The sequence below is a fragment of the Pseudomonas sp. p99-361 genome, from assembly GCF_003935475.1.
GTDB lineage: Bacteria > Pseudomonadota > Gammaproteobacteria > Pseudomonadales > Pseudomonadaceae > Aquipseudomonas > Aquipseudomonas juntendi.
Window position 1 is genome coordinate 1 of record NZ_RHQO01000056.1, and the last position, 13,542, is coordinate 13,542.

Annotated in this window: 14 protein-coding genes; 6 read left to right on the forward strand and 8 right to left on the reverse strand. The window is 65.0% G+C overall.

All coding sequences use genetic code 11. The annotated features are described in order from the left end of the window. Window positions 1-149: 149 nt before the first annotated feature. From EGJ22_RS20015 to EGJ22_RS20040, 6 genes are all read right to left on the reverse strand, one after another. Complete coding sequence (locus EGJ22_RS20015) at window positions 150-2,540, reverse strand: TonB-dependent receptor (protein WP_029885784.1); 2,391 nt, start codon at window positions 2,538-2,540, stop codon at window positions 150-152. A gap of 169 nt (window positions 2,541-2,709) precedes the next feature. Beyond that, on the reverse strand, window positions 2,710-3,693 hold the full coding sequence (locus tag EGJ22_RS20020; protein ID WP_125920372.1) for a FecR family protein: 984 nt from the start codon (window positions 3,691-3,693) through the stop codon (window positions 2,710-2,712). Then, window positions 3,690-4,265 carry an RNA polymerase sigma factor gene (locus EGJ22_RS20025; protein ID WP_029885786.1) on the reverse strand — a complete coding sequence of 192 codons (576 nt, stop codon included), beginning with the start codon at window positions 4,263-4,265 and terminating at the stop codon, window positions 3,690-3,692. Before EGJ22_RS20025 ends, EGJ22_RS20020 begins: the two co-directional genes overlap by 4 nt. 4 nt (window positions 4,266-4,269) lie before the next feature. Beyond that, the gene (locus tag EGJ22_RS20030; protein ID WP_029885787.1) at window positions 4,270-4,596 is read right to left on the reverse strand and encodes a DUF3325 domain-containing protein; all 327 of its coding nucleotides are present in this window, start codon (window positions 4,594-4,596) and stop codon (window positions 4,270-4,272) included. Next, window positions 4,596-6,173: a PepSY domain-containing protein gene (locus tag EGJ22_RS20035; protein WP_029885788.1), complete on the reverse strand. Its 1,578-nt coding sequence runs from the start codon at window positions 6,171-6,173 to the stop codon at window positions 4,596-4,598. The genes EGJ22_RS20030 and EGJ22_RS20035 overlap by 1 nt, the downstream gene beginning before the upstream one ends. Next, window positions 6,170-6,475 (reverse strand): DUF3649 domain-containing protein, encoded by a 306-nt coding sequence (locus EGJ22_RS20040; protein WP_029885789.1) that lies wholly within the window; start codon window positions 6,473-6,475, stop codon window positions 6,170-6,172. The genes EGJ22_RS20035 and EGJ22_RS20040 overlap by 4 nt, the downstream gene beginning before the upstream one ends. Before the next feature lie 234 nt (window positions 6,476-6,709). On the opposite strand from EGJ22_RS20040, the gene EGJ22_RS20045 reads away from it, so the two are divergent. Then, entirely contained in the window at window positions 6,710-7,057 is a 348-nt protein-coding gene (locus EGJ22_RS20045) for an HPF/RaiA family ribosome-associated protein (protein ID WP_009685023.1), read from the forward strand. A 59-nt stretch (window positions 7,058-7,116) separates the two neighbouring features. On the opposite strand, the gene EGJ22_RS20050 is transcribed toward EGJ22_RS20045, so the two are convergent. Both EGJ22_RS20050 and EGJ22_RS20055 read right to left on the reverse strand, forming a co-directional pair. Then, window positions 7,117-7,524: a response regulator gene (locus EGJ22_RS20050; RefSeq protein ID WP_009685022.1), complete on the reverse strand. Its 408-nt coding sequence runs from the start codon at window positions 7,522-7,524 to the stop codon at window positions 7,117-7,119. A gap of 22 nt (window positions 7,525-7,546) precedes the next feature. After that, entirely contained in the window at window positions 7,547-7,717 is a 171-nt protein-coding gene (locus EGJ22_RS20055; RefSeq protein WP_029885790.1) for a Flp family type IVb pilin, read from the reverse strand. A gap of 294 nt (window positions 7,718-8,011) precedes the next feature. On the opposite strand from EGJ22_RS20055, the gene cpaB reads away from it, so the two are divergent. Genes cpaB through EGJ22_RS20080 form a run of 5 tightly spaced genes read left to right on the forward strand, consistent with a single transcriptional unit; the run spans window position 8,012 to window position 13,540 of the window. Further along, the gene (gene cpaB / locus EGJ22_RS20060; protein ID WP_029885791.1) at window positions 8,012-8,965 is read left to right on the forward strand and encodes a Flp pilus assembly protein CpaB; all 954 of its coding nucleotides are present in this window, start codon (window positions 8,012-8,014) and stop codon (window positions 8,963-8,965) included. An 18-nt stretch (window positions 8,966-8,983) separates the two neighbouring features. Beyond that, entirely contained in the window at window positions 8,984-10,222 is a 1,239-nt protein-coding gene (locus tag EGJ22_RS20065; RefSeq protein WP_029885792.1) for a type II and III secretion system protein family protein, read from the forward strand. After that, window positions 10,219-11,409, forward strand: coding sequence for a pilus assembly protein (locus tag EGJ22_RS20070; RefSeq protein ID WP_029885793.1), 1,191 nt, complete (start codon window positions 10,219-10,221; stop codon window positions 11,407-11,409). The genes EGJ22_RS20065 and EGJ22_RS20070 overlap by 4 nt, the downstream gene beginning before the upstream one ends. Next, window positions 11,406-12,662, forward strand: a complete 1,257-nt coding sequence (locus EGJ22_RS20075) for a CpaF family protein (RefSeq protein ID WP_029885794.1) — start codon at window positions 11,406-11,408, stop codon at window positions 12,660-12,662. Before EGJ22_RS20070 ends, EGJ22_RS20075 begins: the two co-directional genes overlap by 4 nt. Next, complete coding sequence (locus EGJ22_RS20080) at window positions 12,659-13,540, forward strand: type II secretion system F family protein (RefSeq protein WP_009685015.1); 882 nt, start codon at window positions 12,659-12,661, stop codon at window positions 13,538-13,540. The genes EGJ22_RS20075 and EGJ22_RS20080 overlap by 4 nt, the downstream gene beginning before the upstream one ends. Window positions 13,541-13,542: the final 2 nt, after the last annotated feature.

Genomic DNA, 13,542 nt, shown 5'->3' on the forward strand with positions numbered 1-13,542 from the left:
GCGCTCGATCTCACAGGCGCTGAAGATGCTCCGGCTACCCTTGCCAGGAACCATAGAATCTCCCACAGGGATTGCATCAGGCCCGGGCTCCATGCAGTACCTGTAGGAGCTGGCTTGCCTGCGATGGGCCGCGAAGCGGCCCCTGCTCCCTAAAACTCAAAGGTACTGGACAGGCTCACCTGCCGCGCATCCCCAATCGCCACAAAGTACTGGTTCACCGCCGAGCTGTAGTACACCTTGTCGAACAGGTTCTTCACGTTCAGCTGCAACAACACCTTGTGCTCATCGAGCTTGGTCTCGTAGGTCGCAAATGCGTCAGCCACGGTGTAGGACGGCAAGTCGAAGGTGTTGGTCGCGTTGCCGCTGCGCTCACCTACATACCGTGCCCCGGCACCAAAGCGCAGGCGGTCGCCGCCGAACAGGCTGCCGTAGTCGTACACCGCCGACAGCGAGCCGCTGTGCTTGGCCACGTTCTGCAGGCGGTTGCCCTTGAGGTCGGGGTCCTTGGTGACCTTGGCATCGGTGAAGGCATAGCTGCCGATCAGGCTCCAACGCTCGCTGAGCTGGCCGGTCAGGTCCAGCTCGACCCCGCGTGAATTGACTTCACCCGCATTGCTGTAAAGCGTATCGCCGGTGCGCGTGTCGAAATTGGCCACCAGCACGTTGCGCTTGGTGATGTCGAACAGCGCCAAGGTACCGGTCAGGCTGCCTGGCATGTCGAGCTTGGCGCCCAGCTCCCACGACTTGCCCTCTTCCGGCGCCACCGACGAGTCCAGTACCACACCCCCGGTGAGCGGCGCGATACTGGAGTTGGGCTTGAACGATTCGCTGTAGCTGCCATAGAACGATAGTTGCTCATCGACCTTGTAGACGATACCGGCATGTGGCACCCAGTTCTGGCCGTTGGTATCGGTGTTGGCCGTGAACGGGCGCCCACGGCCGGCGTACTGGTCGTACTGCTGGAAGCGTGCACCGGCCACCAGGATCCAGTGATCGTCCAGGTGCAGCGCGTCCTGCAGGAACAGCGCGTCGGTGCGCAGCTTGTCGGTCTGGTCACTGTCGCTGGCACGCACGGTGGTGCCTTCCACTTCCCGCCCGTACACCGGGTTCACGTAGCTGAACCTGGACCGCGCGGCTTGCCGGATCAGGTCAGCGCGGTAGACCTTGCGGTCTTCATGGTCGGCGCCCAGCAGCAAGTCATGCTGCATGCCGGCCAATTGCACGGTGCCGGCCAGGCTCAAGGTTGCGAACTGGTCACGGCTCATGGCGCCGTGGGTGCCATCGATACTGCGGGCCAGGGTGCCATTGGCTTCGTTCACCCCCGTGACGCGAACCTGGCTGGCGTCGTAGGTCTCACGGTTGAAGCTGTAGCCAACGTGCAGCTTCCAGTCATCGGCCAACTGGTGGTCGACCTCCAGACGGTACAGGTCCGAGCGCCCTTCCATGTCGTTGAAGGGCTCGTCCAGGCGCCGGGTGGCGGGAATGTCCAGCGGGTGGCCATTGCTGCCAAAGGCCGTGCCCCGATCGAACGGCGAGAGAAACTCGCGGTGCTCGTAGGCCAGCACGACCTGGGTGTCTTCGCCCAGCCAGGCCAGCGACGGCGCGACCAGCGATTCACGATGCACCCCGAAGTTGCGCCAGTAATCTTCGTCTTCGTGGTCGACAATCATGCGGTAGGCGAAGTTGCTGTCGCCCAGCGCGCCGGTGCTGTCGAAGCCCCCGCCGCTGCCGTTCTTGCCGCTGCCGTAGGTGGAACCCCGCAGGTTCAGGGCATTGTACTGCTCGAGCTGGGGGCGCTTGCTGACCACGTTGATGACCCCGCCCGGGTCCTGGATACCGTACAGCAGCGAGGCCGGCCCCTTCAGCACTTCGACCCGTTCGGTGCTGGCATTGAGGCTGCGGCCCTGCACGATGGGCATGCCATCGCGCATGATCGAGCCGTCGCGGTTGTCGCCGAAGCCGCGCTTCATCACCGTGTCGGAGGTGCCGCCGAAGTTGTTGCCCTGGGTAATGCCGCTGACGTTGGCCAGGGCATCGTCAAGGTTGCGCGGCGCCTGGTCACGGATGACCTGCGCCGGGACCACGTTGATCGCCTGGGGAATGTCCTGGTTGGCGCCCTGGCCACGCATGATCGACGCCGTGGCTGGGGGTTGGTAGCTGTAGTCGTCCCGTAGCGAGGTCACCGTGGTGGCCTGCAGGTTGAGGGCACCGGTAGTATCCAGCGCGTCCAGGGTAAGGGTCCGCGCGTCCAGGCGCCGCCAGGTCAGCCCGCTGCTTGCCAGCAGCTGTTGCAGCGCCTGTTCGGCACTGTAGGTGCCGGTCAGCGCCGGCGCCTGCACCCCGGGCAACGCTACGGTGTAGACCACGCTTTGGCCCGTGGTACGGCTGAAGGCGCTGAGGGCCTGGGCCAGCGGTTGCGCCGGCTGGGCGAAGGCGTAGGCCTGCTGTTGCTCGGCAGCGCTGGCCTGGGGAGCCACGGCAACGGTCGGGAGCATGGCAAGGCCGAACCAGATGGGGACGCAACGCGGGGAGAACTTCATGGACGCTGACCTGTGAGAGGAATATGAGTACGAATGAATCGCACTTCCACTCATTACACGGATGCCACGGTCGGTTACCTCATGCGCTTTTGAAAATATTTTCCCGGTGCTGCCGGTTCGCGGGCAAACCCGCTTCCACGGCAGGCGCCAACGGCGGCCGGTACAGGGGCTAGCGGATCAGCGTCAAACGGCCCAGCACGGTCTGCCGTGAAAAGCCCATCACCTTGCCCAGCGAATCCAGTGCCAGCAGCGGCTCGGCCAAGGGGAAGCTGCCACTGACCTTACGCTGCCCGAGTTCCTCATTCAGCAAGACGATCCGCCCCGGGTAGTAGCGCCCCAGGTCCTCGACCACCTGCGCCAGCGGCACCTGGTAGTAATTCAGCGAGCCCTGGCGCCAGGCCAGGCGGTTGTCGCTGTCCACCGCCAGGGTTGCGCCGGCCCGGCCGGCGCCGTAGCTCACCTGCTGGTTGGCCGTCAGCTCCCTGGCCGCGGCCCCCGCGGCCGGGCTTACCGCCACCCGCCCGCTGCGCACCGTGACCTGCGTGCCGTCCCCCTGCTCACGCACCTCGAACTGGGTACCGAGTACCCGCACTTCACCGCCGTTGGCTTCGACCAGGAAGGGCTCGCCGGTATGCGTGACCTGGAAGAACGCCACGCCATGCAGCAAGCGCACGCGACGCTTGCCATGGGCAAAATCGACCGCAATTGCACTGCCCGCATCCAGGGTCACCTGCGAGTTGTCCTGCAGGGTAACCTGGCGAATCTGCTCGGCACTGCTGTAGTCGGCCTGCAGGTCCTGCAGCCAGTAGCCTGGGTGCCAGCCCCCGGCGACCCCAATGGCCAGCACCAGGCAGGCCGCCAGCCCGATTGCCGCCAGGCGCGCGCGGCCGGGGCGTCTGGCAGCCGGGCGAGCCATGGCGGCCAGGTAGGGCTGCAGGCTGGCGTGCTCTTCGGCAGCCAGCCGCGACGCCGCCACCCCACTGTTGCGCCACAGCGCCTGGGCCTGTTCGTACGCGGCGCGGTGCCCGGGCTCGGCCAGCAGCCAGCGCTTGAACGAGGCCCCCTGGGCCACTGCAGGTTGCTCGCTGATGCGGCTGAGCCAGCGCAAAGCGGCCTGCGCCTGCGCCTCGGTGATCGGCGGTATAGGGCTCATCGGCAGGCTCTCCCAGGCCGGCGCGGGGTGGACGCGGGCTCGGCAACACTCGCCTTGCACGCTTCCAGGGCGCGCATCATATGCTTTTCCACCGCGCTCTGGGACAGCTGCATGGCCTTGGCGATCTCGCCGTACTTGCAGCCGTGAATGCGGTTGAGCAGGAAGATCTGCCGGGTGCGCTCGGGCAAGGCGCGCAAGGCAGCCTCGATACGCTGCAGGTCATGGTCCACTTCCACGGCCTGCTCCGGCGCATGCGCCATGCTCGCCTCATCCACCGCCAGCGCGGCTTCGGCAATGCGTTCGCGGCTGCCCTCACTGCGCAGGTGGTCGATGGCCAGGTTGCCGGCACAGCGCAGCAGGTAAGTATCCAGCGCCTCGACTTTCACCTCGGGGCGACGCCAGAAGCGCAGGAACAACTCCTGGACCAGGTCCGACGCCGTAGCGCGGCAGCCCACGCGCCGGCTGACCAGTGCCTCCATGCGGGCACGCTGGGCCTGGAACACCTGGACAAAACGCGCACGCCCGCCTGCGCTGTCGGCCTCCGGCCCGAGGGTATCGCCCTGCTCGCTCATGCTGTCACACCGCCAAAAGGGCGAGCACCGGGCCCAGCAGCACACTGCCGGCAGCCAGGCCCAGCAACAGCCGCGGCTGGTACGGCAGGGCGAAGACCCACACGGTGACCGCCGCCATCATCACCGCCACCCACTCCACCAGGCCATGGGCCCAGCCACGCAGGTGCACACTGAACACCAGCGACAGCACCAGCAACGACCAGCCCGCCACGCGCAACAGCCGCAGTTGGCCGGGGTGCGGCTTGCGCCCGAGCAGGCCGGTAAAATGTTTGTCCATGGCCAGGCACAAGGCAACGAAGCCTGCGTAGGCGAGCAATGCGTTCCCCAGCATCAGCGTGCCTGCGCCGCTTCGGCGCGCGGCTTGTCTGCCACCCGCGGCGCGCGTTTGGCCAGCGGCGCGGGGCTGCGCAGCATCTTGCCGGCCAGCCAGGCCAGGAACAGCCCAGTACCCAGCGCGGTCAGGTCCAGGCCTGCCATGGCCCAGTCACCTGCCGCCAGCGAATGGTTCAGGCCACGGTCGGTGGTCAGCCCATTGAGCAGCGGCAGCAAGGCGAAGGCCAATGCGCCCAGCGCCAGCTGCTCGCCCCAGGCCCGGCGCCCACTGCGCAGTACGGCATGGGCCAGGGACAGGCCCCAGACGATGAAGAAGACATTCACCTCCCAATCGGCACGGCCGGCGGCAGCGGCCGGGATCAGCCGGTTGGCCCAGAAGAAGCCCGCCACTGCCAGCAGCAGGCCGCTCATGCTGGCGATATTGAGCACCTCGACCAGGCGCAGCTCGCCGGGCATGTGCGCGCGCTGGGCATGTTTGAGCTGGCGCTTGCCCAGCCACATCACCAGCCCTGTGCCAATCACCGCAGTACCGGCAATGCCAAAGCAGAAATACAACCAGCGCAGCCAGGGCCCGGCAAAGTTGCCCATGTGCAGGCCGGCAAAGCTGAACGACGTCATCATGGCCCCGCTCTCCGGCTTGCCCTGGCTCAGCAGCGTGCCGCTGGCGCCATCGAACGTCCAGTTGGCGCTACGCCGGTAGGCCACATGGTCGGCCGCCGATTGGGTGAAGGTGACACGGGCATTGCGGTCGCCCGGGTTCTGCACCTGGATGTTGCCAATGCGTGCCTCGGGTTGCAGCGCCTGCACCTTGGCATACAGGCTGGGCAGCGCGACCAGCGGCGTGGCCACCTGGGCCGCCTTGGGTGCATCGTTGCGCCCGAACAGGTCATTGAAGTACTTGCCGGTGTCGTTGCCATAGCTGGCCATGATCCCCGCCGGCATGACCATGTACATGAACAGCACCAGGCTGCTGTAGCTGATCATCAGGTGGAACGGCAGCACCAGCACGCCGATCGCGTTGTGCCCATCCAGCCATGAGCGCTGGCCCTTGCCGGGGCGGAAGGTGAAGAACTCCTTGAAGAGCTTTTTGTGGGTAATGATGCCGGTGACCAGCCCCAGCAGCATGATGAAGGCGCAGAAGGTCGACAGCCAGCGGCCATAGGGGTACGGCATCTGCAGCTGGAAGTGGAAGCGGTAGAAGAACTCGCCGCCGCGGCTGTCGCGTGCCTCTACCGGTTGCCCGGTCTGGGTATCGAGGGTCTTGCTGACAAAGCCGCGCGGCCCGCCGTTGGGGTCGCGATAGCCCACGCTCAAGCCCGCTTCGCGGGCGTTGGGCAAGCGGATGAACCAGGTGCCCGAATGCCCGGCATTGTCCTGCAGGTAACGCTGTGCCAGGGCCAGGCTATGGGCCGGGTCCAGTGCATGGCTGCGCACTTCAGGCTGCGACCACTGGCTGATCTCTTCCTTGAAATACGACAGCGTGCCGGTAAGGAAAATGGCGAACAACAGCCAGCCGAAGACCAGGCCGGTCCAGGTATGCAGCCAGGCCATGGCCTGGCGGAAGCCGTCTTTCATGAGGTTTTCACCCAGTAGGCAATGCCACTGATCACGCCAAGCAGCAGGCTTGGCGCCAGCACGCCCAGCCACGCGCGCCAGGCACTGCGGCAGGCGAAGCACCAGATGAACGCCAGCAGGTAGAAAACGAACGAGAGCATCAGGCCGATCAGCGTGGCGTCGACCTTGGGCAACGGTGCCACCACGGCGATGCAGACGCTGGCCGCAGACGCCAGCAAATAGCCGCCCAGCAGCGCAGCCAGGCTGCGTGAGGCCACTGCCAGGCGGTAGCTGAGCGGAAGGCCGGCGGTTTTGCGCGTCATGGCGAAGGTCCGGGCGTATTCGGGGCTGCAATACTAATGATTTCAATTCTCATAAGCAAAGCTTCAACGACAAGCTGCCGGTGCGCGCAGATATGCAACAAGAAATTTATTTTCCGAAAGGGCTTGAATTCATCCGGCGGTTGCCTGACCTTAGAGTCAAGAGGCGCAGAATTTCCAACGGTCTCAAGGACCTGGCCGCGCCTCCATGCGAGCAAGCTGAATAAGGATTGAATCATGCAAATCCAGGTCAACAGCAGCAACCATTTCGAAGGCAACGCCCGGCTCGACCAGTGGGTCCGCAGTACACTGGAAAGCTCACTTGAACGTTACGAGGACGACCTCACCCGCATCGAGGTGCACCTGCGCGACGAAAATGGCGCCAAGCCCGGACCGCATGACAAACGCTGCCAGATGGAGGCTCGCCCCAAAGGCCACCAACCGATTTCCGTGACCCACACTGCCGCTTCGCTGGACCAAGCAGTGGATGGAGCCGCCACCAAGCTGAACCACGCGCTGGAGCACTTCTACGGCAAGCTGCGCAGCAAGCGCGGCGCCCTGGAACTGAGTGACCCCGACGCCTGATCGCAACCACCGAAACGCCCGGCCAAGTGCCGGGCGTTTTCGTTCCCGCCCGGGTCAATTCAATTGACGACGCGCAGGCGTGATACGGGGAACAGGTTGTCCAGGGTTTCCAGCAAACGGGCCTGGTAGATCGGCTTGCGGAAGAAGTCCAGTACCTGCAATTGCAGCAATTCGCTGACGTCATCCAGGTCGGCCTGTGCCGACATGACGATCACCGGCAAATGCAGGCGGGCGGTATGCTCGCGCAGGCGCTTGATCAACCCGATGCCACTTTCGCCCGGCATGCGCACATCAGTGATCACCAGGGCTACGTCCGGGTGACAGGTCAGCTGGTGCAAGGCCGCCTTCACCGAGGTGGCGGTCAGGCAGGCGAAGCCTTCGTTTTCGAGCAGCTCCGCCAATTCCAGCAGAACGTCCTGCTCGTCATCCACCAGGAGGATCTGCTGACGCGCGCAAGCGTTCTGCATGCCGCTGGCTCCCTTTCAGGCCTCAAAGCGCATTTTTGATGGTCGTGAATGTTGTGTTCACGGCCGTGGAAATATCCCCGACGAAAGCCGCCAGCACCACTGCAACCATGGTTGCGATGACGGCGTATTCGATACCGGATGCACCGTCCTTGCGATGCAGGAAATTCATGCAGTGCAGAATGAACAGTTTCATGCTTCAGCTCCTTGCGGCATGGATGCCGGCGGCGGTGGTATCAAAATGACACCGATCTGCCATCACAGAATTGCCAAGCCGGTGCGAACTGCAAATGTATTAAAGGGTTAATCAGAAAGTATTAACCCGTCTAGGTTAACCACCCGCCACTCGCTAACTCTTTGTTTTCACGCGACCTGCTCGGCACCCTGAAAAAAACTGCCCGGGCTCATGGCAAATGGCGATGGCTGCGCTAACTTGCTATAGCGAAATAGTGACTTTTCGCCATCATCCAACGCGTGCAGGGAGGCCGAGATGAGCAGCCGCTTGACCCTATTCCTGGCCGCGTTTTTCTTGCTGGCGGCGCTGTTGGCAGGCTACTGGGGCGTGGTGCTCAGCCGCCCGCCGGTCGCCCCCATTATCCCCGCGCCTACCGTTGCACCGCCGAGCGTGGCCACAGCGCCAGCGCCCAGCGCGCCAGTGGAAGCGCCGCGCACGGCGGTGGTCGTGCTGCGCAAGGCCGTGCCAGCCAATACCCCACTCACTGAAGACGATGTGCTGGTCGAGCGCCTGCAGGTCGCCCCCGCCGGTGCTTATCAGCAGGTCGCCCAGGTGATCGGCCGCAGCAGCGCCCGGCCCCTGGCGGCAGGCACCTGGCTGGAAGAAGCCAGCTTTCAGGCCGGCGGGCCGCTGGCACGGATGATCCGCGCGCACGAGCGGGCGGTGGTACTGGGCGTGGATGAAGTGGTCGGTGCCGCTGGCCAACTGCGCCCGGGTGACTACGTTGACGTGCTGCTGTTCCTGCGCGAAGAGCCCAACAACCCGCAAGCCTCGGCCCAGGTGGTACTGCCGGCCCTGCGTGTGCTGAGCGTCGGCGAGCAAACGGGGTTGGCCAACGATGGCCGCCCGGCGCAGAGCGCCGATGAGCAAAAGGCCCGCCGCGACCAGAGCGGCCTGGGCAACGGCGCAGGCACCCGCACGGTGGCAGTGGCCGTGCCCGAGGCCATGGCCAGCCGCTTGATGCTGGCCGCCCAGGCCGGCACCTTGCGCCTGGCGGTGCGCAGTGCCGATGAACAGCGCCTGGCGCGGTACTGGAGCGAGGCCGATGCGATACCGCAGGTGGAGGCCGCCAACCGCGCGCTCTACCGCTTCAGCCAGCTGGCCCAGGCGCCGGTGGCCAGTGTGGCGAGCCCGGCGCCCAGCCACGCCGCGCCCGCCATGCACATCATCCGTGGTGCCACGGCTGAAGCAAGCGCCAACAACCCCTGAATCGGCAAGGATGCAGTGATGCGAAGTTCCTTCTTCAGACAAGCATGTTGGACCGGGCTGCTGGCCGCGCTGTTGCCCCAGGCGCAGGCGGCACCCAAAGGCTGCGAAGCGTTCGGCCAACTGCCTGCGATCATCGAGATCGACCAGGGCCTGCAGCAGGAGCTGCGCTTGCCGGTGGCGATCGAGCGGGTTGCGGTCGGCGAGCCGAAGGTGGCCGATGTCCAGGCCAGCGGTGAGCGCGGTGTGGTGATTACCGCGGTGGGCCAGGGTAATACCAGCCTGATGATGTGGACAGCCTGCACGCCGTCACCGCACAAGGCGATGGTGTTCGTCCGCGGGCGGGCCAGCGCCGATATGGCCCAGGACAGCTTCCTGCCGTCGCAGGACACGCAACTGCCCAGCCAGGTGCAAGCCGATATCCGGTTTGTCGAAGTACGCCGCAGCAAGTACAAGGAGGCAGGGGCACGGCTGTTTTTCAAGGGGTCGAACAATAGCCTGATTGGCTCGCCTGGTACGGTGCCCAATTCGACCGTGTCTCCCGGATCAGTACCGGTTGCCGCGCCTCAGATCCCCCTTGGGGAAAACGTTTTCAACTTCGTGTGGGGTGGCGGCAGCAGCCGCTTCTTGGCCATGATCAACGCACTGGAAACCAGTGGCTTTGCATATACCCTCGCACGCCCGAGCCTCACCGTCCTAAGCGGCCAAACCGCAAGTTTCCTAGCGGGCGGTGAAATTCCGATCCCAGTGCCCAGTGCAGGCAGCGACAACGTATCCATTGAATACAAAGAATTTGGTATACGCCTTGCGCTGACTCCGACCATTGTCAATGAAGGCCGAATTACCCTCAAGGTTGCTCCCGAAGTCAGCGAGCTGGATTACACAAACGCAGTGACGATTGCAGGCACTGAAGTACCAGCGTTAACAGTCAGACGGACCGATACCAGTATCGCCTTGGCGGATGGAGAAAGCTTCATCATCAGCGGTTTGGTCAGCAAAAGCACGCTATCCAAGGTGAATAAACTGCCTGGCCTGGGCAATCTTCCCATACTCGGAGCTTTGTTCCGACAGTCCAACCTCACACGCGACGAAACCGAACTGCTGATGATCGTCACCCCGCACCTGGTGCAACCGTTGGCGGTCAATGCAAAGCTGCCGCCCTTGCCGGGCGAGCACCTGCGCAACTACGACCCCAGCTGGGGCCGCCTGTTCTTCCTGGAGAACGGCAACTTCGATGGCAAGGGCGGGCTGTCGCAATGAACGAGAGCCTGAACCCGACCTTCCTCGCCATCACCCGCACCGAGGAGGACCTGCACTGGCTGCAGGGCGCCTTGGCTCCGCAAGGCCAGGTGATCGGCGCCAACGGTGGCAGCCTCGACGAGCTGCTGGCCCTGGTCAATGCCACCTTCAGCAACCTGATGTTCATCGGCCTGGACCGCGAGCAACTGATCAACCAGTGCGCCTTGATCGAGGGCGTGCTGGAGGCCAAGCCAATGCTGGCGATCGTCGCCCTCGGCGATGGCCTGGATAACCAGCTGGTGCTGCATGCCATGCGCGCTGGCGCCCGCGACTTCGTCGCCTATGGCTCGCGCGCCAGCGAAGTGGCCGGGCTGGTGCGGCGCCTGGGCAAACGCATGCCGGCGGTGGCCAGCAACCCCAGCCTGGGCGGGCTGACGGTGCTGTTCGGGGTGCAAAGCGGTGCCGACGGCGCATTGCTCACCACCCACCTTGCCCGTGTGGTGCAGCAGAGCGGCCAGCAAACCCTGCTGCTGGACCTGGGCTTGCCGCGTGGCGACAGCCTGGCGCTGCTGGGCCTGGAGGCATCGTTCTACTTCGGTGACGCCCTGCGCCACCTGCGCCGCCTCGACACCACACTGATCGACAGCGCATTCACCCGCGACAACACAGGCCTGCGCCTGCTGACCTATGCCGAAACCGACGAGCCACTGCAACACACCAGCGCAGCCGAGTTGTACATGCTGCTCAGCGCCCTGCGCCAGCACTTCCAGCACATCATCGTCAACCTCGCCGGGCATGCCGACAGCGAGGCCCTGCGCACGTTGGTCAGCCACTGCGACAAACTGATCATCTACACCGACCAGAACATTCTCGAGTGCCGGCGTAACCTGGAGGTGCTCGACCTGTGGCGTGATCACGGCATCAAGCTGGAACACGCCAGCCTGTTGGTGGACCGCTACCTGAGCAACGTGGCCCCCGACGCCGACACCCTGGCCAAACGCTACGCGCTGCCTTTGCTCAGGGCCCTGCCCTACAGCCCTGAAGTGCGCCTGAACGTGAAAAACCAGGGCCTGAGCCTGTTCGAACTGGCCCCCCGTGAGCCGCTTACGCAAGCCTTGCGCAGCCTGGGCGAACGCCTGGCCCGGCGCTCGGAAAACCTCGCACCGCCGGCCGTCACCTGGCTGCGCCGGCTTTGGGGCAGCAAATGAACAACGATCAACCGTTTGGTGGCCCGCAACCGGCCGCGGGCGACCCCTACGCGCTCAAGCGCGCACTGCACCGCTTTGCCATCGATGCCATCGAGGACAGCGGCCGCAACCTGCTGGAGGGCGCACGGCCGGCGCTGACCCAGTTCGTGCTGGAGCAGGTTGGTGACTACGTTGCGCGCCTGCGCCTGGCGCTGTCGCGGTATGAAATGGAGCGGCTGGCCGAAGAGCTGGTGGACGAGTTGACCGGCTTCGGCCCGCTGGAAGTATTGCTGCGTGACCCCAGCGTCACCGAAATTCTGGTCAATGGCCCCCATCGGGTGTTCGTCGAGCGGGCCGGCCTGTTGCAGCAGACCGACCTGCGGTTCATCGACGCCCACCATGTAGAGCGGGTGATGCAACGCATCCTCGCCCCGCTCGGGCGACGCCTGGACGAGTCCTCGCCCATGGTCGACGCCCGCATGCCCGACGGCAGCCGGGTCAATGCGATCATTCCGCCCGTGGCGCTGGACGGCCCGTGCCTGTCGATCCGCAAATTCCGCCAGGACATGCTCAAGAGTGCCGACCTGCTGGCCACCCGCGCTATCGACCAGCCTATCTTCGACTTTTTCGAACGCGCCGTGGGCAAGCGCTGCAACATTCTGGTGAGCGGCGGCACCGGCACCGGCAAGACCACCCTGCTGAACATCCTCAGCCAGATGATCGCCCCTCGCGAGCGCCTGGTCACCATCGAAGACGTTGCCGAACTGCAACTGCACCACCCCCACGTGGTGCGCCTGGAAACCCGCCCGCCCAATGCCGAAGGGCACGGCGAGATCAAGGCCAGCGAGCTGATCCGCAACGCCCTGCGCATGCGCCCGGACCGCATTATCCTCGGCGAAATCCGCGGCAGCGAAGTGCTCGATGTGCTGACCGCGATGAACACGGGCCATGATGGCTCGATGAGTACCGTTCACGCCAACAGCGCAGCGGACGCACTCTTGCGCCTGGAGACACTGGTCGGCCTGAGTGGCCGGCAAGTTGCCGAAAAGACCTTGCGGCAAATGGTCTGTGCAGCGCTGGACGTGGTGATCCAGCTGACCCGCCTGCCCGATGGCCGACGCTGCGTCAGCGAAGTGCTGGAGGTGGTTGGCGTGCGCGATGAGGTGTATGTCACCAACACCTTGTTCCGCCTGGACCGCCGGGGCGGTGACAGCTTCCTGCGCGAGGCGCTCCACCCGGCCGGCAGCAAGCTCAAGGCAGAGGGCCTGCTGTGACCGGCCCGCTGCTGCTGGCGCTGTGCCCGCTGTTGCTGGGCCTGGCCCTGCTGCTGTTGCGCCGCGGCCTGTACAAGCGGCACGAAGAGCGCATCCTGCAACGCCTCGGGCGCGCGTTCAGCATTGTGCGCAATGGTACGGCACGGCGCAGCTGGCTCGACCCGCTGCTGCAACGTGCCGGCTTGACGACTGTCGAGCTGCACCCCCAGCGCTGGCTGCTGGCCTGGCTGGGGCTGGCGCTGTTGGCGCTGGTCGCGCTTGGCTGGGTCGCTGCGCTGATGCTGCTGACCGGTCTGCCGGCCATTGCCTACCTGCTCATCAGCTGGCAGAGCCGTCGGCACATGCGGCACGTGGTCGAGCAACTGCCCGGCCTGCTGGACTACAGCGTGCGCAGCCTCAAGGCCGGGCGCACGCTCAATGATGCGGTACTGGGCGCTATCGACAGCAGCCGCGAGCCACTGCGCACTACGCTGGCGAGGGTCCGGCGCAATGTGCAACTGGGCGTGCCGCTGGAGGACGCCATGACCGAACTGGCCGAGTTGCACCAGCAAGACGAATTACGGCTGTTCGCCCTGGGCTTGCGCATCAACCAGCGCCATGGCGGCAACGCCAGCGAACTGATGGAGAACCTCATCAAGCTGATCCGCGAGCGCGAGCAAGGGGCCCGCCAGCTCAAGGCCATGACCGGCGAAACGCGCATCACGGCCATCATTCTCGGGGCGTTGCCACTGGCGATGGTCGGTTACTTCCTGCTGGCCAACCCCCACTACCTGCTGGCCATGTGGCGTGACAGCAGCGGCCAACTGATGTTGTTGCTGGCCTTCGCCTTGCAGGTACTCGGCTGCCTGGTGTTGTGGCGTATGATGAGGAGCTTGTGAAC

What these genes read in the sequence shown, in the direction of transcription:
- EGJ22_RS20045 (WP_009685023.1), top strand. Translation starts at nt 6,710, where the DNA reads ATGCAAATCCAGGTCAACAGCAGCAACCATTTCGAAGGCAACGCCCGG.
- EGJ22_RS20025 (WP_029885786.1), bottom strand. Translation starts at nt 4,265, where the DNA reads ATGAGCGAGCAGGGCGATACCCTCGGGCCGGAGGCCGACAGCGCAGGC.
- EGJ22_RS20020 (WP_125920372.1), bottom strand. Translation starts at nt 3,693, where the DNA reads ATGAGCCCTATACCGCCGATCACCGAGGCGCAGGCGCAGGCCGCTTTG.
- EGJ22_RS20065 (WP_029885792.1), top strand. Translation starts at nt 8,984, where the DNA reads ATGCGAAGTTCCTTCTTCAGACAAGCATGTTGGACCGGGCTGCTGGCC.
- EGJ22_RS20070 (WP_029885793.1), top strand. Translation starts at nt 10,219, where the DNA reads ATGAACGAGAGCCTGAACCCGACCTTCCTCGCCATCACCCGCACCGAG.
- EGJ22_RS20015 (WP_029885784.1), bottom strand. Translation starts at nt 2,540, where the DNA reads ATGAAGTTCTCCCCGCGTTGCGTCCCCATCTGGTTCGGCCTTGCCATG.
- EGJ22_RS20055 (WP_029885790.1), bottom strand. Translation starts at nt 7,717, where the DNA reads ATGAAACTGTTCATTCTGCACTGCATGAATTTCCTGCATCGCAAGGAC.
- EGJ22_RS20040 (WP_029885789.1), bottom strand. Translation starts at nt 6,475, where the DNA reads ATGACGCGCAAAACCGCCGGCCTTCCGCTCAGCTACCGCCTGGCAGTG.
- EGJ22_RS20075 (WP_029885794.1), top strand. Translation starts at nt 11,406, where the DNA reads ATGAACAACGATCAACCGTTTGGTGGCCCGCAACCGGCCGCGGGCGAC.
- EGJ22_RS20050 (WP_009685022.1), bottom strand. Translation starts at nt 7,524, where the DNA reads ATGCAGAACGCTTGCGCGCGTCAGCAGATCCTCCTGGTGGATGACGAG.
- EGJ22_RS20030 (WP_029885787.1), bottom strand. Translation starts at nt 4,596, where the DNA reads ATGCTGGGGAACGCATTGCTCGCCTACGCAGGCTTCGTTGCCTTGTGC.
- EGJ22_RS20035 (WP_029885788.1), bottom strand. Translation starts at nt 6,173, where the DNA reads ATGAAAGACGGCTTCCGCCAGGCCATGGCCTGGCTGCATACCTGGACC.
- cpaB (WP_029885791.1), top strand. Translation starts at nt 8,012, where the DNA reads ATGAGCAGCCGCTTGACCCTATTCCTGGCCGCGTTTTTCTTGCTGGCG.